Raw genomic sequence first — 19,618 nt, 5'->3', positions numbered from 1 at the left:
CCCACAGCAGGGTCACTTGACCCAGCACGAGTGGGCCACCAAACTATACGCAGGCTACGTACAGAACATGGATGCTCTATTTATCGAACTGCCGGCCTTCGAGCGGCATCGCAAGGACTATCTGAGTGACGAGCTTTTCCAGGGTTTTCAACAAGAGTTGATGAAGAACCCGGAAGCGGGAGACGTGATCGAGGGAACAGGCGGACTGCGCAAGGTTCGCTTCATCGATGAGCGACGCAATAAAGGCAAGCGCGGTGGCCTGCGGGTCATTTACTACTGGTGGTCGGGCGGCACGCAATTCTGGCTGTTCACCCTGTACGGCAAGCACGAACAGGATGACCTGACACCACAGCACAAAAAAGCCCTAAAACACATGCTGGACAGGGAAATCAAAGCGAGAACACATCATGAAACGTGAAATCTTTTCCGAACTGGTCGAAGGCTTCGACGCCCTGGCAGACGAACGCCAAGGCAAAGTCACCCTGCGAACCCACAAGGTTTACCTCAAAAACCTGGCGCCGCTCACCGCTGAGGAGGTCGTCGCCGTGCGCCAACAACTCAACCTCTCCCGGTCGGTGTTCGCCATGTACCTGCGCACCAACACCCGCACCCTGGAAAACTGGGAGCAAGGCCGGGCCAAGCCGAACGCCCAGGCTGCCACCCTGATTCGCCTGGTGGCGCGTTTCCCGGAAACCGTGGCGCAACTCGCTGCGTTAGGTTGATCAGCAAAGCCCCGACAGGTTCGGGGCTTTTGCATTCAGTGCTATGGGCCGCCGAGCATGTCGGCAAAGGTCTCGGCATCGGGCAATCCCTCCCCTTCCCAACGCGTCGGCGCAACGTGGGGGGAACCCTCGCTCCAGAACAATACCCGCATGGCGGGACCTGCTCGTTCGATAAGCGTCGGCAATGGCAACGCCCGTACCGACTCATCAAATACCTCAAGGGAAAACGCCTCGCTCAAGGCTGACAACGCGAAGCGCTCCACCTCGCCATGCCAGGTCGCATCCAACAGCAGCCCGTCTCCAACCGGCGCAGCAACCGTCAGTGGAAAATAGCGCCCCACCCGATCCACACTGGGAATCATCACCCCGGCCCAGCCCTGTTCACCACACACACCCGCCGTCAACGCAAAGTGCCAGATCGGGCTGCACAGGTACACCTCCAGCCATTGCTCGACCAACCGCTCACGACTGCACTGCAAGCCGGCCTGTAACCAGGCGTCCCACGGGTGCAAGAATTCCGCTGGCAAACGACGACTGACAAAGTCTCCCAAACTGGGGACCTTGCCAAAAAATCCATTCATGGCTGTTTCCTAAAAGCTGCCCGGGCAATGGAACTGCTCGATGCTGTCGCGGCGGAACGGGTTGATCACACTGCTGGCTCGCAACAGATACGCCACCCGATGGCCTTCCAGGTTGAAGGTCAGTTGCAGCTGTTCGCCCTGGGTGTTCACCACGGCCTTGTCCATCATGCGCAGCCAACCCCAGGGGCCGTCGCTGCGCAGTGGGCTGGCCAGCCCTGGCGTAGCGTCCAGGCGCACAAGGCCGCCGGACTTGCCGCTGGGCAGCGAGAGACTGGCAAAGTCGGGCACAGTACCGGCGTCAAACACCACCGGCTGACCATCGATATCCAACGTGACCTTGCTGAGTGCCGGGTCTGCCCCCAGGGTTTTCAAGTCGAAGCGCATGGATGGCTGGCGCGCACCGGCCACGAAGAACATGTCGCGCAACCTGGCACCACGCTGGAACTGATTAAGCACATCCTGGGAGATGTTCAGTGGCGTCACACCGGTTGATCGCCAGCGCCACTGGCTGCCACTCATGTCGACATACGCCGCGAGGTTCTTGCTGAAAAAATCATCCATCAACCCACCCGGGCCGAAAAACTTGCCGAAGTCATCGGCGGTGGCATCGCGGGCAGAGCTGCGCACCAGCGGATAACGCCCATCAATGGCCGCTCGACAGAATGGTGCACCCGTCGCTTCCCATAACGCATTCAACCGGGCTTTTTCATTGCCGAGGGTCAGCGCCGTGCCACCCGACTCCACATCCCGCAGCAGCGCTGACAACGGCGCAGGCTGCGTGTCACCCGAGCGTTTCAAGCGCCCCAACACCTCGTTGGAAGGTGCTGGCGCAGCACTGCGGCGCGCGGCGTCAGCGCTGTCGAAGAATTGCCCGGCGTCCTTCAGCGACGCCAACACCTCATCCACCGGCTGCGGGCCGGTACCGTTGCCCACCAGGCGATGCAGCGCAGCGAAATGCTGGTCCACCGGATTGGCCGACGCATCTGCCACCGGTGCCGGACTATCGCCACCCAGCGCCGATTGCAGCTTTTGCGTCGCGGCAGCGATCTTGTCGCGCACGCGCTGATCGGTGTCTTTGTTGGTGGTCGAAGTCAGCGCGCCCTCCAGGGTCGTTTCCTTCGATACAGCCACCAACAACGCGCGCAACGGTGAATCGCTGGCGGCGAGCACATTGGTCACCAACGAGGCCTGGCCAAGGCTGGTCAACGGTGTCAGGTGCACATCCGCGAGGAAGGTGTCCCATTGGCGGATGTAGTCGGCGTAGTACAACTCCAGCACCGCCGCCTGCATGGCCGGATTGGCGCCGGCAACCTGCGCCGACTCCTGGCGGTCCAGCACCCAACTGTCCTTGGCCATCTCGGCCACGGCCTGCGGGGTCTTGCGGGCCAGCTCTCGGTAGCCGGCGATGCTGTAGACGCCACTCACCCCACGGGACAATGGCTCGCCACTGGCACGGGTCATCAGCGATGAAACATCGCGCCCCACCGCACTGTTTACACTCAGCTCTGGCAGGTGCTGCTGGTCGACCTGGCGTTTCACCCGGTTATAGATGCGCTGGGACAACGGCATGCTCGCCAGCGCCAGGCGCACCTTGGCCACCAACGCGCTATCCAGCTGCACCGGCTCGGCCTCGTCGTCGGCCTCCAGCAGCGCCGCGACATGATCCGACAGCTGCTGCAACTGCGCAGGCGTGGCCTGGGGCAGTTCGCGACGCCAGTCCACATCGACCCAGGCTTGCACCGACGGTGCATCGAAGAACTGCCGCTCACCCAGCATCAGGTAAGCGCGCAAGGTTTCGTAGAGAAACTCCTGATTGCTAGCGTCACCACGGCGCAAGGCGTTTTCCAGGTTGGCGACGATATGCGGCAACAAGGTGCTGCGCAGCAAGCGGCGATACAGCGTGACTGCGCCCGCGCCGAGCTTGTTGCCCTGGTACAGGCCCATACGGCTGAGCAGCGGTACACTGCGGTCGCCGTCGCTGTAGCCGCTGGGCAACGCGCGCGCGGCATTCAGCAGCGGCAGGGTCACCAACACATCACCTTCGGCCGGCAGTGCCTTGGCCAATTGCGCGACGTTGGTGGCGGCACTGGACGCATCGGCGATCAATTGCAGGTTGCGGGTGTAGCTGATGGTCATGCCGGCCAGCAGCAGGACGAACGCCACACCCGCCGCCATGCGCCCCGCGCGGCCCAGCAGATGACGGCGCCGTTGTTCCTGGTGATTGACCCCGGCCAAGCCGGCTTCCTTGAAGATCACTTCGCGCAACAGGCGAGTGATGAAGTAGCTGCGCCCGCTGGCGACATTCGCTGCCAACACCTTGCGACCCAGGCCGAAGGAGGCTGCCAGCGAGGTCAGCACCCGATCGATCGGACTGCCTTCCTGGGTGCCACTGGTGAAATACACACCACGCAGCAGCGCCGGCTCTTGGTAGCGGTTGGCTTCGAAGACCGTATTGAGAAAACGCGTGAGGCCGTCGCCCAGGCTGGCGAACTGCTGCGGGAAGCTGTAGAGCAAGGCGCGTCGCGACAGGTCGCGCTCCTGCAGCAAACGCTCCAGCACACGCCGTTGCAACTGGCGCTCCAGGGCATCGAACTCGCCCGGGAACGACGCCAGGCCCGTCTCCGCCTGGGGTGGCTGGGCCAACGGGAAGGTCACGCCCCACACCTGCGCACGTTCGTCGCGGCCGAAGGTTTCGAAGAACTCCGAAAAGCCCGCGAGCAAGTCGCACTTGGTGATGATCACATACACCGGGAAGCGCAGGCCCAGGCGCTCGTACAGCTCATTGATGCGCGCACGGATCGCCACGGCCTGGGCCTGACGCTGGGCGTCGGTCTGTTGCAGCAGGTCGCTGACACTCAAGGCCACGATCACACCGTTGACCGGGCGTTGCCGACGGTACTTTTTCAGCAGGTCGAGGAAGCCGCCCCACGCGGCCTTGTCCACTTCGGCGTAGCTGTCCTGGGTGGTGTAGCGCCCGGCAGTGTCGAGCAGCACCGCTTCATCGGTGAACCACCAATCGCAATGCCGCGTGCCGCCGACACCGCCGATGGCACCGCTGCCCATGGCCTCGCGCAGGGGAAATTGCAGCCCGGAATGGGTCAGCGCCGTGGTCTTGCCGCTGCCCGGCGCGCCGACGAACATGTACCACGGCAATTGATACAGGTACTGCCCGCTCATCTTCCAGCCAGGATTGGCCTTGCGCAGCACCGCCATGGCCGAACGCATGCGTTCGCCCAACTCAGCCACTTCGGCCTGTGACTCACGCACGCCGGGCGCCACCACTGGCGCTTCGGCCACGCCGGCCATCAAGCCGCGATTGGCGCGCCAGGCCCGCCATAAACGCCAGGCAAAATAACCGGCCCAGATCAATACAAACACCGCGATCAAACCCCAGCGCCGCGACTCCGGCGCCAACGGCTCGCTGCCGTTGAACGCCAGCAGCGGGCCCTCGTACCACACCAGCAACGACAGCAAAGCCACACCGATCAACGACAACAACCAGGGCTTGAGCAGCCACAGGATGAAGCGCTCCACCGGGGACCATAACAACGAAAACAGCGTCGAAAAATTCATGGCTATTGCGCCTGGGAAGGGATCAATACGGTGATATCGACGCGGCGGTTGCGCGCGCGATTCGCCGCTGAATCGTTGGGCACCAGCGGTTCGGTTTCGCCACGGCCTTCGCTGCGGTAACGCTCCACCGGCCCGGCCCGCTGCGCCAGCAAGCGTGCGACGGTCTTGGCCCGCGCCTGGGACAGGTCGAAGTTGGAGCCCAGCCGTGAGGTCGCCGAGGGCCGCACGTTGTCGGTATGCCCGACCACCACCACATCCCCCGGCACCGTGGCCAGGGCATCGCCGATGCGTGCGAGCAAGCCGTCGAAGTTGCCCGACACTTCGGCGCTGCCGGAGGCAAACACCCCATCGCCGCGCAAGGTGATCACCGAGCGGTCGGCGCTGTCTTTCACCGCCACCAACCCCTGCGCCACTTCCGGCGCGAGAAACCCGGCCAGGCGCACGGGCGCAGGTGTCGTGGGCACCGCCACTTTGAGCGGCGAGGCCACACGGATCGAACCGAGCTGGGCAAACACAGGATCGGACGCACGGTTGAGTAGCCAGCTATAAGTCAATTGCACACTCAACAGCAGCACCGCCGCCACCGACGCCAACACCCACAACGGCACCCGCCGCAGCATCGAGGCCTGCGGTGCTTCGGCACCGCGCCAACGCGGTGACAAGTCTTGTTCCTGATTGCCACGTTGCTGGTTGATCAATTGCAGCAGGCGTTCACGCAACAACCCCAACTGATCCAGGCCGCGATCCAACACGCGATAACGTCCTTCCAGGCCCAGCGCCATGCACAGGTACATCAACTCCAGCACGTCGATATGGGTACGCAGGTCCTGGCTCAGGCGCTGCAGGATCATGAAGAACTTCTCGCCGCCCCACGCCTCGTTGTGGAAGGTCACCAACAGGCTGCGGCTGCCCCACACACCGGCGCCCCACGGCGTGCTGGCGATGGTTTCGTCGACCAGGGTGCACAGCGCGTAGCGCGCGGCCGCCACGGTTTCCACATCCACCTGGCTGGCGCGGGCCTGAGTTTCAAAGGCCTGCACCGCCTGGATCAGGCGCTGGCGCAGGCCTTCCATGTCCGGCATGGCCGTGAGGCTGCGCAACGGCACCACCAGGTCCAGCAGCGGGTTGGCGGCACGCACCAGCGGGTTGAGCCCCTGGCCCTGCAACACCACGGCTTCGCGCTGTAGCGGTGTCACAGGCGGCACTACCCTGCGTCCGCCTGGAGTGGGAATCAGCAAGGTGCGATCCGGGTCGCCTTCAAAAGTGTCGTTCACGTCAGTCACCTTGCCTTAGTTGCGGATCGCCCAGAACTGCATGTCCAGCCCCGGGAACACCCCGGCGATATGCAGGGCAAAGCCGGCCGACTGGCTCAGCAATTGCCAATATTCGCTGCTGCGATCGAGTTCGAAATAGGTAAACCCGGCGTGGAACGGCAACTGCCGTGGCGCCACCGGCAAGGGGCGCAGACCGATGCCCGGCAGTTGCAGGTTGACCAGGTCGCGGATCTTTTCCACCGAGCCGATCTTGACCTGCGGCGGGAAGCCGTTGCGCACGCTCTCGGCGGACATCTGCGCCTGCACCGCCAGGATGAAGGTGGCCGAACGCAGCAGGTCCTGGTCAGGCAGCACTGCCACGCGAATGCCGTACTGGCGTTCTTCCAGAGGGATGGCGATGGCGCGCGCATCCATCACTGTCGACAGCGCGCGGCGCAGGTCGCGCATCACCGGGGCGAAGGTTTCCGCCAGCGCCGCATGGCGGTACGCCGGGTAGGCAGCGGCGCGCTTATCCTCGCGGGTAAAAGTCGCCAATTCACCGGCCAGGCTCGCGAGGTCGCGGTACAACTGCTCGGGATGCAAACCGGTCATCGCGGCCAAGTGGCGCACCAACGGCAGGCTGCGATTGAGCACCTGTAACAACAGGAAGTCGGCGATTTCTGCTGCGCCGCTGCCGTCGGGTTGGGTCAGGCGCGACGCCAGCGCCTCGACCCGTTGCTGCACCAGGCCCAGCAACTCATCGACAAACGCACCCAGGCGTTCGGCGGCGCGCATGTCCAGGCATGGCGGGCAGTATTCGCGGTCGAGCACCACGCTTTTGTCGGCACGCTTTTCCACCACATGGGCGATGCCCAGGGTGGTGTAGGCATCCGCCACATCGCCTTCGAACGCCAGGCGCAGGCGCAGTTTGCCGATGCTCATCAACGCGCTGCTGTCCAGGCCGTTACTGTCCCAGGCTTCGTATTCGCTACTGCGGTGACGGGCGAAGTTTTCAAAGCTGGGGTTGTCGTCCACCTCCGACACCCCGGGGCGCAGGCTGGGCAGCGCGAGCACCACTTTCAGGTCACGGGCGTCGACGGGGATCTCCAGGGGCAACGGCATTTCATCACCAAAGGGCAGCCCTACCGGCGTGCCGTCAGGCAACACGCCGCTGAAGGAAAGCAAGGACAACTTGCCCATGGCCAACTGCTGCGGGTCGATTTCCAGCTTGGCAAAGCCCCACCCGTAAGCACGCAAGGCACTGACGCGGGCTTCCAATTGGGTCTGCAGGAAACGGTCATGTTGTTGCAGGTGCTGAGGCTGCAACAGCATGCCTTCGGACCAGACGACTTTGTTATTCCAGAACATGAATTCTTCTCAATAAAGGGCTGGAGTCAGGAGCGCATCCGCGCGACCTGTTCCTCATAAGCCTTGGAAAACAGCTCACCAAACAGCCGCTGCAAATCCTCATCGGCATCCCGTGCCAGGTCTTCGTAGCGCTCCACCAAACGGTCCCACAATCGCGCCTTGCGCCGCGCCGGCATCCACTTGTCCAGCGCGCCATGGGTGGTGCGACGTTGCTCGACCCGTGCCGGATCAAAGCGTTGCACCACCGCGCCAAGGGCCGCGCGCATGCCGGCGATCACCGCCAGTTCGTGGGCCTTGAGGTCTTCGAACGAGGCGTTCATCGCCTTGACCGGACGCATATAGGCCGGTGAGTCGCCACCGAGCATCTGGGTCAGGGCGCTGTCGGCGTCAGGGAAGAATTTGAGCGGGTTGTTGGAATAGGCGCCGATCATGGTCATGTCGATATGGCTTTCGCGCTTGGTCAGCGCGCGGGCCAGGAGTACGTCCATGGTTCCGGTAGTGGTGGCGCGGAGCATTTCGCCGATAAGTTGAGCGAGTTCGGTAGGCGGGCGGGAAGTGTGCAGGTCCGGAAGGCCGAGGCCTTGAAGCAAGGCCTGGAGCACAGCATCCCCCTCTGTAGGAGCCGGCTTGCCGGCGATAAGCGCATGGGCGCTGTGGACTTCAGGTACAACGGCGTTATCGTTGACGTCCATCGCCGGCAAGCCGGCTCCTACAGGGAGCGTGGGCAGCCCGAGCAATGGGTCGTAATCCTCCGGAATCACCTGCGGCTCTGCTTGCCACAACGGCGCGTTGAACGCTTGCAACTGCGGCGGCACGTGGTCACTTTCGGTGCCGCGAAACGTTGGCGCCAGCGATGGATTCAGTCCCAACGGATCCGACAACGGCATGGCCCCGTCAAACACCGAGCCGCCCTCCAGGATGCGCGCACCGGCCAGGTCATCATGCAGCAGCACCGGCACCACCACTTCCGGGTTGCGCGTCAACGGTTGGGGCGCTTCCAGGGGTGGCAGCGGCGCGACCACGGGCGGCGGTGGAGGTACAAACAACGGCGGCAGGATCCGCGTGGCCAGGGCGTCGTCTTCGGGTTCGACGGCGGCTGGCTGCGCCAGGCGCACTTCCAGGGCGTAATCACCGATCACCAGGCGATCGCCCTCCTCCAATACCCGTTCGCGCCCATTACCCAGCGGTCGTTCATTGACCAGGCTGGGGTTGCTGCCGGTGTCGGTCAGGTAAAACCCGTCGTCACGTCGTTCGATGCGCGCATGCACCCGCGAGATGTACTTGCCCGGATCATCCAGGGTCAGGTCATTGTCCGGCCCTCGGCCGATGGAGCCACCGACCTCGGTAAACCGGCAGATCACGTCACCGGGCATCGGTTGGTCGCGGTAGCTTTTGACCAGCAGGATCAGGTTCATAGCGGGCTCCTGTAAGGGTTATTTGCCATCGTCGGCCTCCTTGGGCGGCAACGGCACGCCGGCAGGCCCCGTGGCGGCCGACAGCGCCAGCGCGGTCGCGGCGGTGCCGGCCTGGGGCAAGGGGATGGGAATGGTCGAGGCGAGAATCATCGCCGGGGTGAGGGTGAGAAAGGTCGTGCCGACTTTCAGGGTGATGGTCGCCCCGGCTTCGATCACCACGTTCATGCCGCCCTTGATGTGCACGTCGAGACCGGCAGTAACACCGGTCTTCAACTTGCCGTCGATTATCATGTTGGTGCCGGCGGTCATCGACACGGCGCCGGTGGCTTTCTCGTTGCGATTGCCGCCCACCGAGGAATGCCGGTCACCGCCGACTTTCTCGCGCAGGTCGTTGTCGACTTTTGAATGGCGGTCACCGCCGACCCAGTCCAGGGAGTCCTTGAGTACACGCTGGTCGAGGTTCTTCTGGGCGTGCAGGAACACCTGTTCCGCGCCTTTCTTGTCTTCGAAACGCAGCTCGTTGTAACCACCACCGCCCTTGGATGAGTTGCTTTTGATCGTCGAACGCGTGGCATTTTCCGGCAGCGCATAGGGTGGCAGGGTGTCGGCGTTGTAGACACTGCCGGTCACCAGCGGTTGGTCGGGGTCGCCTTCCAGAAAACTCACCACCACCTCCTGGCCGATACGCGGCGTGTACAGCGCGCCCCAGCGTTTGCCGGCCCAGCCCTGGGCGACGCGAATCCAGCACGAACTGTTTTCATCACGCTTGCCCTCGCGGTCCCAGTGGAACTGCACCTTGATGCGCCCGTATTTGTCGGTCCAGATTTCTTCGCCCTGCTTGCCCACCACGATGGCGGTCTGCGGGCCGTGCATCAGCGGTTTGCGCGACACACACGGTGCACGGAATGGCTGCTGGCGCGACAGGGCGACAAACTCGCAGGTGAGCACCGGCTCGGGATGGTCCGGCGGCGTCGGCTCATAGGTGTCCGACGACAACCGGTAACGCGCCTCCAGCAACAGGAACTGCGCGTTCTGCTCGCTGCGCGGGTGTTCGGTCAGGGTCATCAACGCGCCCGGAAACAGGCCGCGCGCGCGGGTGGCGCCAGTGACGCGCTGGGTGCCGGTGTGCAGCGACTCGATCAGCGTGCGCGCAAAGGTTTCGCCCTGTTTGCGTTCGGTGTACTTGCCGGGGTAGTCGTAACGCTCATGACGCGATTGCGGGTAGCTGCCGGCCAGGGTCGACTTGGCCAGCAGGTTGGCGCTGGGCTTTTCGAAGTCGAAGTCCTGCAGGGTGTAGCCGCCCGGCTCCACCTCGCCGCTCATGCGCCAGTCGTAGATCACTTCGCTTTCGCGCATGGCGTGGTCTTCGGCGGGCATGAAACGCACCTGGGCGTACCCCGGCGCGGACGAATGGGCACCGTAAGAATCAGCCAGTACCAACGTGTGACGCCCGGCCGCGCTCTTGAAGAAGTAGTAGATGCCCTCCTGCTCCATCAGGCGGCTGACAAAATTGAAATCGCTTTCGCGGTACTGCACACAGTAGGTCAGCGCCTTGTAGCTGGCGCTCAGGCCCGAGGTGTCGACATCCGCAATGCTGTAGGGCGCGAACACCTGCTTGAGAATGTCCGGCACACTCAGTTCCTGGAAAATCCGGCAGTCGCTGGCCAACGTCAGGAACCACAGCCACGGCCGCAGCACCGCCGTATAAGTGGCGTAACGCCCCTGGCGACCGGTGAACGCAAAGTGACTGACGTGCCCGTTGAAGTAGCGGCTGCCGCCTTTGGGCAGGTCCACTGCGATGGTCATCTGGGTGGCCAGCAGGTCGTCGATATTCAAGTCGGCGCGCTCGCTGTACAACTCCAGCCGGTACTCGCTGAGCTGGGACAGGCCCTCCTGCGCCTGCATGCGTCGAAACAGCAGGACGTCGGTGCCCAATACGCTGGTGAGCTGTATTTCACGGTGAATCTGTAAGGTCGCCATAGTCGGTTACCGATCGGCCTCGCAAAAGGCATAGGCAAACTCACCGTTTTCCACGCGGACCTGAACCTGCGTCGCAGGCGTGCCCTGCAGCAGGCGGTTGAGGAACTCAGTGCTGATCGCCGGCAACATCGAGTTGGTGAGAATCGCGTCGATCATCCGCCCACCGCTTTCCAGCTCGGTGCAGCGGCTGGCGATCAACTCAACGACGTCGTCACTGAAGGTGAACGGAATCTTGTGGCCCTCGGCGATGCGCTTCTGGATACGCCCCAGTTGGAGGCGGATGATGCTGCCAAGCATGGCGTCGCTCAGCGGGTAATACGGGATGACCACCAGGCGCCCGAGCAGGGCCGGCGGAAACACTTCGAGCAAAGGCTCGCGCAGCGCCTTGGCGATGGTGTCCGGCGCGGGCATGCTGGTTTGCGGATGGCGGCACAGGCGGCTGATCAACGCGGTACCGGCATTGGTGGTGAGCAGGATCAGGGTGTTCTTGAAGTCGATGATCCGGCCTTCACCGTCCTCCATCCACCCCTTGTCGAACACCTGGAAAAACAGCTCGTGCACGTCCGGGTGGGCCTTCTCCACCTCGTCCAGCAGCACCACGCTGTAAGGCTTGCGCCGCACCGCTTCGGTGAGCACGCCACCTTCGCCGTAGCCTACGTAACCGGGCGGCGCGCCCTTGAGGGTGGAGACGGTGTGCGCCTCCTGGTACTCACTCATGTTGATGGTGATGACGTTCTGCTCGCCGCCATACAGCGACTCAGCCAGGGCCAGCGCGGTTTCGGTCTTGCCCACCCCGGAAGTGCCAGCGAGCATGAATACGCCCACCGGTTTTCCGGGGTTGTCGAGGCCGGCGCGGGAGGTCTGGATGCGCCGCGCGATCATCTCCAGCGCATGGTCCTGGCCGATGATGCGCTGGCCCAGGCGCTCGGCCAGGCGCAGTACGTTTTCAATCTCGTTCTTGACCATGCGGCCCACGGGAATGCCGGTCCAATCCTGCACCACCGAGGCCACCGCCTGTTCGTCAACGCTGATCAGTACCAGCGGATGTTCGCCCTGCTGCGCGATCAGTTCGTCCTGCAGTTGGCGCAACTCGGCCAGGCCGGCTTCGCGGTCATCGGACTCGGCCAATTGGCTGCGCAGGCGCTGGATCTCTTCCACCAGCGCCAGCTCGTTATCCCAGCGCCCTTCCACTTCGTCCAGGCGTTCGCGTTCACTGGCCAGCAAGGCTTCGACCGAGGCGCGACGGCTGACGGTGTCCACGCCAATGGCGGTCTCGCGCTCGATGATTGCCAGCTCGGTTTCCAGGGATTCGATACGGCGCCGACTGTCATCCACTTCGGCCGGGGTCGCGTGCAAGCTGATGGCGACGCGAGCACAGGCCGTGTCGATCAGGCTGACGGCCTTGTCTGGCAGCTGGCGCGCCGGGATGTAACGGTTCGACAAACGCACCGCGGCTTCCAGCGCCGAATCGAGGATGTGCACCTGGTGGTGGTTCTGCATGGTTTCGGCAATGCCGCGCAGCATCAGGAGCGCGCGGGCTTCATCCGGTTCGTCCACCTGCACGGTCTGGAAACGCCGGGTCAGCGCCGGGTCTTTCTCGATGTGCTTCTTGTATTCGGCAAAGGTCGTCGCGCCCACCGTGCGCAAGGTGCCTCGGGCCAACGCTGGCTTGAGCAGGTTGGCCGCATCGCCGGTCCCGGCAGCACCGCCCGCGCCGACCAGGGTGTGGGTCTCGTCGATGAACAGCACCACCGGCTTGACGCTGGCCTGCACCTCGTCGATCACCGAGCGCAGGCGCTGTTCGAACTCGCCTTTCATGCTCGCGCCGGCCTGCAATAGGCCGACGTCGAGGGCCAGCAGTTGCACGTCCTTGAGGCTCGGCGGCACGTCACCACGGGCGATGCGCTGGGCAAACCCCTCGACCACGGCGGTCTTGCCGACGCCCGCCTCGCCCACCAGGATCGGGTTGTTCTGGCGGCGACGCATCAGGATGTCGATCACCTGGCGAATCTCTTCATCGCGACCGACGATGGGGTCCATCTTGCTCGTGCGCGCTTGCTCGGTGAGGTCGACGGTGAAGCGCTTCAGGGCTTCCTGCGGTTTGGTCGGGGCCAGTGCGCCAAGGTCTTCACCGGGTGTTTGGTAGCCATCGCTGGCGGTCATCAGTGCTTCGGGGGAGCCCTTGAGCACGTCTGCAAATCGTTCGCTCAAGTCATCGATACCGACTTTATTGAACTCACGGGAGACCCCGTACAAGCCGTTGCGCAAGCTGGGGGTTTTCAGCAGTGCCAACAGCAAATGGCCGGAGCGCACCTGGGACTCGCCGAGCATCAACGTGGCGTAGACCCAAGCACGTTCGACGGCTTCTTCTACTTGCGATGACAAGTCGGTGACCGATGTCGAGCCACGGGGCAAGCGGTCGAGGGCGGCGGTCAGGTCACGGGCCAATACGGCCGGGTCGATGTCGTAATGACGGATCAACCGCAGCAGGTCCGAGTCGGTCAGTTGCAGGATCTGCTGCAACCAGTGCACCAACTCCACGTAGGGATTGCCGCGCAGTTTGCAGAACACGGTGCTGCTTTCAATCGCCCGGTAGCACAGGCTGTTGAGTTTGCCGAAAAGCGCGACGCGACTGATATCAGCCATGGGCAGGTCCTTGAGGAGTAATAGAGAGGCGCGGGTTGATCAGCAACTGCCGATCATCCTGCTCGGGGGCCTGGCTGCTCAGCCAACTGGTCCAGCCCAGAGGCGCGGAACCGAGCCGCAAGCGAGGCAGTTGTTCTTTCTTGACGATCAGGTTGACGTCCCAGTCCAGCGCCAGGCCGACGTACTGGCGCACCCAGTCCTGCACGCGCTGCAGGCTGTCGCCACCGGGCAACAGGCGCCGGGTTTGCGCCAGATCGAGGGGGCCGATCAACAGGCGGAACTTGTGCTGGGTGTTCCAGACTTTCTTGCCCATCACGGTGGTCTGGCCGAGTACGGCGGCATCGGGACCGCTGCGCAGGGCGCACAGGCCGTCAACGGGTAACTTCATCCAGTGGCCGACAAACTGCTCGACCCGCACCGGCACGCCGAGGTAGTCGGTCAATAGGGCGGCCAAGCCCTCGGCATTGCGCGTCTGCGGGCCCAGCCGTCCGGCGAAGTGCAGCTTGGCCACGTCGGGCACCGCGTTGCGGTCCAGCAATGACGCCTGGCCGATGCCGATCAGCGAGCCCAGGTACTGCGCAAAACGGTCCGCTCCCGGGCGGTCCAGGCTCACCGCCGGTTGAGCACTTGCCCAGGCGCGGTAGAACAGGCTGATCATGCGGTGGTGGAACACGTCGCAGAACGCCGCAAGTGTGGGGTCGTTGCGGTTGCGTTGGCGGTCGCGGATGTATTCAGTGAGGTGAATCGGCAGCGGGCCGTTGGCGCCCATCAGGCCAAAGAAATTCAACAACAACTTGGGCGCAGTGCCCGGCGTAAGCGCAGCGATCATCGCCGGCTCGAACGCCAGCGACGGCTGCTGCCCGAAACGCACGGCTTCATCCGCCGGGCGCGCGGCCTGGCCGATGCGCGGCAAGTGCGGGAACGCACACTCCAATTGGCGCAGCGCGCCGTAAAAATCGAAGCGCGCCGGGTGCGCCTCCAGGGCGCCGAGCAGGGTCAGAGGATCTCGCATCTGCCCACCCGCGCCGGCCAGTGCATGATCACGCCACGCGTCGTGCTCTTGATCAGCGTTTCGGTGAATGAATTGAGCGATACGTACTTGGCAAAAAACTGCTCCAGCACCGAGCCCAATACAAAGACGCCGGCGCCTTCAAACGCTGCTTCATCCAGGGTCACGCTGACCTGCAAGCCCCGCCCATAGGTGATCGGCCCCGGCAAAGGCAGGCGTCGCACGATGCTTTCGGCAGTCACCGAGCGCAGGCCTTCGACCTGCTTGTGGGCGGCTTCGTCTTCGATACGGCAATACAGGCGAAGCAGATCACGCAAGGCACTGGCGCCCTGCTCTTTGTCCTGGTCCAGCAACGACAGGTAATTGAGGGACAAATGGCTGACCAGGCGCCACGCCGTTTCGCCCTCTGCAAAGGATGGCGCCGGCACGGTTGGCCCGACCAAACAACGCACGGCCTGCACCGGCGCGCCGGACTCGACGCTGAAGTCGGTGCGGCCACTGCCCACCGGCATGCTCAACACCAGGTCACGGTTGCTGCACAGGGCGTCGATGCCCAATTGGCGCAGGTCGCTGCGGTGCGGGGCTTCCTGGGCGTCCACCAGAGACAGGAACAACTCGCTGCCGATGTAGCTGGAGCGCGGGCCCTGGCGGCGCTGTTGCTCGGACAATACCCGCGCATCGCGGCGCACCTGGTAGAACGCGTTCGGCGGTTTGCGTGCGTGCAGGTCATTGGCGCGGTAGAACGATTCGAAGGTCTGGCTGGCCTCGGCGCCACTGCCATAGCCGGTCACGCCTTCGATCTGGTAGATCTCGTAATCCATCGGCCGCGTGCGGTCCGCAATCACGTGGTATTCCGACTGCTGGTCGGACAGGTGCACACGCTCGGCGCGCATCGGAAACAGGTTGATCGCCGGGGTGCAATACAGGCCAAAGTTCGCAGCGCTGAGGCTTTGCTCCAACACCGGGTCGAGCTTCTTGAACAGCACGATCACGTCCAACTGTTCAGCGCTGCAGCGGCTGACGCTGTTGGCCAGTCCAACCACGTCGGCGAACATGAAGCGCTGCGGCATGGCGAAGTACTCCTGCAGCAGCCGGTAGCCCTGGAACTGACGCGGGCCGGTAGGCAGCAAAGCTTCGCTTTGGCTGTAACCCAGGCTGCGAATCGCGCTCTTGGGCAGGAATTGGTGCCAGTCGACATGCTCCTGCACCGGCATCACCAGCACGCCGGCGGCCTGGGCCAGCAGGTGTTCAAAGATGCGCGACGGCATGGCTTCGCCGCCACGGATGTGCAGCGGCAGGTTATCGAGGGACAGGTCGCTGAAGGTGAGGCCGGCACCGACCCTGAGGCGCAGGCGCAAGGCCGCCTTGACGCCGCCCAGGCGCGACAGATCGACGCCGGCCACTTGCGCGCCACAGGCAAAGTAGCGCGCCTCGACCAGCTCGACGGGCCACAGGGTCACATCGTGAGCGGTGCGAAATTCGCAGGCGGTCTGGTCGCCCTTGCCCAACTGGCTGTGCAACGCGGTATCGCGTGGCACCTTGAACCCAGAGGCCAGGCTGCCCTCGCCCATGTCCGGCTGCAATTGCACCACCGCCATCGACGGCGTGGGCGCCAGGTATTGCGGGTACACCAGCTCCAGCAAGTGGTTGGTAAAACGTGGGAATTCGGCGTCGATCTTCAACTGCACCCGCGCCGCCAGAAAGCTGAACCCCTCCAGCAACCGCTCCACATAAGGGTCGGCACAGGCATAGGTTTCCAGCCCCAGGCGTCCGGCGACCTTGGGGTAGTCACGGGCGAATTCACCGCCGACTTCCCGCAGGTGAGCCAGTTCACGTTCGTAATAGCGCAGCAGTTTGGCGTTCACCGCACGTCCCTTGTCTCGATATCGAAGAGCCTGGCCTCGCCTGCTTCCAGGTCGAGTTCGGTCTTCAGGTACAGGCGCTCGGGCAACGGTTGGCCCCAGAGTTCGCCATGAATTTCAAAGGCCATCTGGTTAGGACTGGCCGTGGCCCCCGAGGGCGCCACCGGCACCACCCGCACGCTGTTGCGTAAAATCCGCGGTTCGAAATCCCAGATCGCCTGGCGGATACGCCGCCCAAGCTCTTCCCGGTCCAAACCGGCGGCGGTCTTGCCGGCAAGGTCCGGCAGACCAAAATTGACCACCGACTGCATCGCCAGCGGATGTGCGCTCAAGTCGCGAAAACTGCCCAGGCTGGTGCTGTTGAGCAGCCAACCCAGGTCACGCAACACCGCCTGGCGCAAGCCGCGCATGGACAGCACGCGCTTGTCCCGTGGCTCCATGGCCTGCTCGGTGTCGTCATCGCTCAGGCGGTCGAGCAAGGACGGTTGCAGGCGTTCGCGACTGGTGAGTTCAGCCATGGTTAAGGCCTTGAGTAAGGTTCACGAGGTTCTCCACTGTGGCGAGGGAGCTTGCTCCCTCCCCACATCCACCGAGGTGCCGGCATCAAATCTTCTGGTTCTTTTCCAGGTCCCACTTCTTCGGCGTGCCGGTGATCACGGTGTCGCCGGTGAAGGAGTCGAACTCGTAGCTGATGGTGGTGAAGTTGATCGAGATGGTTTCGCTCGGGCGCTCGCCGTTGCTGCTGGCGGAGTAGGAGCTGATGATCGCGCTGCCAAGGATCAACTTGAGGAATACCTGTTGCTTCTTGTCCGGGCCGCCGGTCTGGATGAAATGGATCTCGGCATCACCCAGGCTCTTGCCGCACACGGCCTGCATGAACAGGTCGGCGGAGGCCAGGTCGGTGACCTTGGTCATGGAGATTTCCGAGAACGATGGGTTGCTGGTGTCGCGGTCGGCGCCGCCGCCACTGGTGGAGATCGCCCGGCCAACACCCATCTGGATCGCATCGATGGTGATCCAGTCCTTGTGCCCGTCGACGGTGGAGGTGCCTTTGATCTGGGTGCCTTTGAAGTTCAGCAAAATCATGGTGGTTACCTTTCAGGGTTGATCAGTTGGATTTGGTGGACGGCAGCTTGGAGACCAGGCGCAGGGACACAGTCAGGCCTTCGAGCTGGTAGTGCGGGCGCAGGAAAAACTTGGCGCCGTAGTAGCCGGGGTTGCCTTCGATTTCTTCCACCACCACTTCAGCGCCGGCCAGTGGCTTACGCGCTTTGTCGGCATCGGTGGCGGTGGCCGGGTTGTGTTCCACGTAGCGGCCGATCCAGTTGTTGAGCCAGATCTGCATGTCGTCGCGCTCTTTGAATGAGCCGATCTTGTCGCGCACGATGCACTTCAAGTAGTGGGCGAACCGGCAGGTGGCGAACAGGTACGGCAGGCGTGCGGCCAGGTTGGCGTTGGCGGTGGCGTCCGGGTCTTCGTACTCGGCGGGCTTGTGCATCGACTGCGCGCCGATAAAGGCCGCCAGGTCGCTATTCTTCTTGTGCACCAGGGGCATGAAACCGTTCTTGGCCAGTTCCGCTTCGCGGCGGTCGCTGATGGCGATTTCGGTCGGGCAGGTCATGTCGACACCGCCGTCATCGGTCGGGAAGGTATGCACCGGCAGCCCTTCCACCACGCCGCCGGATTCGATGCCGCGAATCTGCGAGCACCAGCCGTAGTGTTTGAACGAGCGATTGATGTTCACCGCCATGGCATAGGCGGCGTTGGCCCAGGTGAAGTCCTTGGCGCCAGCGGCGTCGGTGGTTTCTTCAAAGTCGAATGCTTCCACCGGGTTGGTCTTGGCACCATAAGGCGCACGGGACAGGAAGCGCGGCATTGCCAGGCCCACGTAACGCGAATCCTCACTGGCGCGGAAGCTGCGCCAAGCTGCGTGTTCCGGGGTCTGGAAGATCTTGGTCAGGTCGCGCGGGTTGGCCAGTTCCTGCCATGACTCCATCAGCATCACGCTGGGGTCGGCGGCCGTAATCAGCGGGCAATGAGCCGCCGCGCTGACGCGGGCCATCTGGGTCAGCAGCTCCACGTCCGGCGCGCTGTTGTTGAAGTAGTAATCGGCCACGAACGCGCCATAGGGCTCGCCGCCGAACTGGCCGTACTCCTCTTCGTAGAGTTTCTTGAAGATCGGGCTCTGGTCCCAGGCAACACCCTTGAACTTGCGCAACGTCTTGTGCACTTCGTTCTTGGAAATGTTCATGACCCGGATCTTCAGCGACTCGTCGGTCTCGGTGTTGTTGACCAGGTAATGCAGGCCGCGCCAGGCGCTTTCCACACCCTGGAATTCCTCGTGGTGCAGGATGTGGTTGACCTGCTCGGTGAGCTTCTGGTCAAGGGCGGCGATCAGGCCTTCGATGGTGCCCAGCACGTCGTGGGGCATCAGTTGGGTGCCTTGCAACGCTTGTTCGGCCAGGGTGCGCACGGCGGTTTCCACCGCTTCCTTGGCCTTATCGGTCTTGGGCTTGAACTCTTTTTGCAGCAGGCTGGCAAAGTCGCCAGCGTCGAACTCAGTGGTGACCAGCGGCTGTCCGGCCTGTTCCGATTGCGGGGTGGACATGACGGTTTCCTCGAATTTTGGGCAAAGCATCCCCGTACCGGGGCAAACGAGGCACCGGCAGAGTCAGCGGTTATTCAGTTATTCGCTTGGTTTGGGCGCAGTGCTCAAGGCCTGCATCACGCTCGGGTCGGCGAGCAGTTTGGCCAGCAGCTCTTCGGCGCCGACCTTGCCGTCCATGTAGGTCAGCAGGTTTGACAATTGGCTGCGTGCGGTGAGCAGTTGGTTGAGGCTCGGCACCTTGCGGGCAATGGCGGCCGGGCTGAAGTCGTCCATGGTTTCAAAGGTGATCTCCACCGGCAGGTTGCCCTCGCCGCTCAGGGTGTTGGGCACCTGGAACGCCACGCGCGGTTTCATCGACTTGAGGCGCTCGTCGAAGTTGTCGATGTCGACTTCCAGGAACTTGCGCTCGGCCACCGGCGGCAACGGCTCGGCGGGTTTGCCGGAGAGGTCGGAAAACACCCCCATCACGAAGGGCAACTGCACGGTTTTTTCCGAGCCGTAGATCTCCACGTCGTATTCGATCTGCACACGTGGCGCCCGGTTGCGAGCGATAAACTTCTGACTGCTTTCTTTGGCCACAGGACAAGCTCCGGTGAGTGGG

General features: G+C 63.4%; 15 protein-coding genes. 2 read left to right on the top strand and 13 right to left on the bottom strand.

The features are described from left to right. Window positions 1-67 precede the first annotated feature (67 nt). Together CI807_RS18090 and CI807_RS18085 are read left to right on the top strand one after the other, a co-directional pair. Window positions 68-418, top strand: coding sequence for a toxin (locus tag CI807_RS18090; RefSeq protein ID WP_071493394.1), 351 nt, complete (start codon window positions 68-70; stop codon window positions 416-418). Continuing rightward, complete coding sequence (locus CI807_RS18085; RefSeq protein ID WP_095015609.1) at window positions 408-722, top strand: DNA-binding transcriptional regulator; 315 nt, start codon at window positions 408-410, stop codon at window positions 720-722. Before CI807_RS18090 ends, CI807_RS18085 begins: the two co-directional genes overlap by 11 nt. Window positions 723-763: 41 nt before the next feature. Here the strand turns inward: CI807_RS18085 and tagF are convergent, their stop codons facing one another. The 13 genes from tagF to tssB form a co-directional block, all read right to left on the bottom strand. Further along, window positions 764-1,303 carry a type VI secretion system-associated protein TagF gene (tagF, locus tag CI807_RS18080; protein WP_095015608.1) on the bottom strand — a complete coding sequence of 180 codons (540 nt, stop codon included), beginning with the start codon at window positions 1,301-1,303 and terminating at the stop codon, window positions 764-766. A 9-nt stretch (window positions 1,304-1,312) separates the two neighbouring features. After that, window positions 1,313-4,876 (bottom strand): type VI secretion system membrane subunit TssM, encoded by a 3,564-nt coding sequence (gene tssM, locus CI807_RS18075; protein ID WP_095015607.1) that lies wholly within the window; start codon window positions 4,874-4,876, stop codon window positions 1,313-1,315. Between the two features lie 2 nt (window positions 4,877-4,878). Continuing rightward, entirely contained in the window at window positions 4,879-6,150 is a 1,272-nt protein-coding gene (gene icmH, locus CI807_RS18070; RefSeq protein ID WP_095015606.1) for a type IVB secretion system protein IcmH/DotU, read from the bottom strand. Window positions 6,151-6,165: 15 nt separating this feature from the next. After that, complete coding sequence (gene tssK, locus CI807_RS18065; RefSeq protein ID WP_095015605.1) at window positions 6,166-7,497, bottom strand: type VI secretion system baseplate subunit TssK; 1,332 nt, start codon at window positions 7,495-7,497, stop codon at window positions 6,166-6,168. Window positions 7,498-7,523: 26 nt separating this feature from the next. Then, a complete protein-coding gene (tagH, locus tag CI807_RS18060) occupies window positions 7,524-8,912 on the bottom strand; it encodes a type VI secretion system-associated FHA domain protein TagH (RefSeq protein WP_095015604.1) in 1,389 nt (462 codons plus the stop codon). An 18-nt stretch (window positions 8,913-8,930) separates the two neighbouring features. Next, window positions 8,931-10,892: a type VI secretion system Vgr family protein gene (locus tag CI807_RS18055; protein ID WP_095015603.1), complete on the bottom strand. Its 1,962-nt coding sequence runs from the start codon at window positions 10,890-10,892 to the stop codon at window positions 8,931-8,933. A gap of 6 nt (window positions 10,893-10,898) precedes the next feature. Beyond that, window positions 10,899-13,538, bottom strand: coding sequence for a type VI secretion system ATPase TssH (gene tssH, locus CI807_RS18050; protein ID WP_095015602.1), 2,640 nt, complete (start codon window positions 13,536-13,538; stop codon window positions 10,899-10,901). Beyond that, complete coding sequence (gene tssG / locus CI807_RS18045) at window positions 13,531-14,550, bottom strand: type VI secretion system baseplate subunit TssG (RefSeq protein ID WP_256578527.1); 1,020 nt, start codon at window positions 14,548-14,550, stop codon at window positions 13,531-13,533. Before tssG ends, tssH begins: the two co-directional genes overlap by 8 nt. Further along, window positions 14,535-16,412: a type VI secretion system baseplate subunit TssF gene (gene tssF / locus CI807_RS18040; protein ID WP_095015600.1), complete on the bottom strand. Its 1,878-nt coding sequence runs from the start codon at window positions 16,410-16,412 to the stop codon at window positions 14,535-14,537. Before tssF ends, tssG begins: the two co-directional genes overlap by 16 nt. Further along, the gene (gene tssE / locus CI807_RS18035; RefSeq protein WP_095015599.1) at window positions 16,409-16,927 is read right to left on the bottom strand and encodes a type VI secretion system baseplate subunit TssE; all 519 of its coding nucleotides are present in this window, start codon (window positions 16,925-16,927) and stop codon (window positions 16,409-16,411) included. The genes tssF and tssE overlap by 4 nt, the downstream gene beginning before the upstream one ends. Before the next feature lie 85 nt (window positions 16,928-17,012). Next, window positions 17,013-17,495 carry a type VI secretion system tube protein Hcp gene (locus CI807_RS18030; protein WP_016978511.1) on the bottom strand — a complete coding sequence of 161 codons (483 nt, stop codon included), beginning with the start codon at window positions 17,493-17,495 and terminating at the stop codon, window positions 17,013-17,015. A 22-nt stretch (window positions 17,496-17,517) separates the two neighbouring features. Next, on the bottom strand, window positions 17,518-19,017 hold the full coding sequence (gene tssC / locus CI807_RS18025; RefSeq protein ID WP_033896856.1) for a type VI secretion system contractile sheath large subunit: 1,500 nt from the start codon (window positions 19,015-19,017) through the stop codon (window positions 17,518-17,520). 78 nt (window positions 19,018-19,095) lie between these two features. Then, on the bottom strand, window positions 19,096-19,596 hold the full coding sequence (gene tssB, locus CI807_RS18020; RefSeq protein ID WP_016979439.1) for a type VI secretion system contractile sheath small subunit: 501 nt from the start codon (window positions 19,594-19,596) through the stop codon (window positions 19,096-19,098). Window positions 19,597-19,618 lie beyond the last annotated feature (22 nt).

Origin of the sequence: Pseudomonas sp. NS1(2017) (assembly GCF_002269425.1) — a bacterium.
Lineage (GTDB): Bacteria > Pseudomonadota > Gammaproteobacteria > Pseudomonadales > Pseudomonadaceae > Aquipseudomonas > Aquipseudomonas reactans.
Note: the sequence above shows the minus strand (reverse complement) of the source record. Positions and strands in the feature narration are given on the sequence as shown.

Bases quoted from the DNA above. Each gene is read 5' to 3' on its own strand.
- CI807_RS18090 (WP_071493394.1), top strand. From the start codon at position 68: ATGGATGCTCTATTTATCGAACTGCCGGCCTTCGAGCGGCATCGCAAG.
- CI807_RS18085 (WP_095015609.1), top strand. From the start codon at position 408: ATGAAACGTGAAATCTTTTCCGAACTGGTCGAAGGCTTCGACGCCCTG.
- tagF (WP_095015608.1), bottom strand. From the start codon at position 1,303: ATGAATGGATTTTTTGGCAAGGTCCCCAGTTTGGGAGACTTTGTCAGT.
- tssM (WP_095015607.1), bottom strand. From the start codon at position 4,876: ATGAATTTTTCGACGCTGTTTTCGTTGTTATGGTCCCCGGTGGAGCGC.
- tssK (WP_095015605.1), bottom strand. From the start codon at position 7,497: ATGTTCTGGAATAACAAAGTCGTCTGGTCCGAAGGCATGCTGTTGCAG.
- tagH (WP_095015604.1), bottom strand. From the start codon at position 8,912: ATGAACCTGATCCTGCTGGTCAAAAGCTACCGCGACCAACCGATGCCC.
- CI807_RS18055 (WP_095015603.1), bottom strand. From the start codon at position 10,892: ATGGCGACCTTACAGATTCACCGTGAAATACAGCTCACCAGCGTATTG.
- tssH (WP_095015602.1), bottom strand. From the start codon at position 13,538: ATGGCTGATATCAGTCGCGTCGCGCTTTTCGGCAAACTCAACAGCCTG.
- tssG (WP_256578527.1), bottom strand. From the start codon at position 14,550: ATGCGAGATCCTCTGACCCTGCTCGGCGCCCTGGAGGCGCACCCGGCG.
- tssE (WP_095015599.1), bottom strand. From the start codon at position 16,927: ATGGCTGAACTCACCAGTCGCGAACGCCTGCAACCGTCCTTGCTCGAC.
- CI807_RS18030 (WP_016978511.1), bottom strand. From the start codon at position 17,495: ATGATTTTGCTGAACTTCAAAGGCACCCAGATCAAAGGCACCTCCACC.
- tssC (WP_033896856.1), bottom strand. From the start codon at position 19,017: ATGTCCACCCCGCAATCGGAACAGGCCGGACAGCCGCTGGTCACCACT.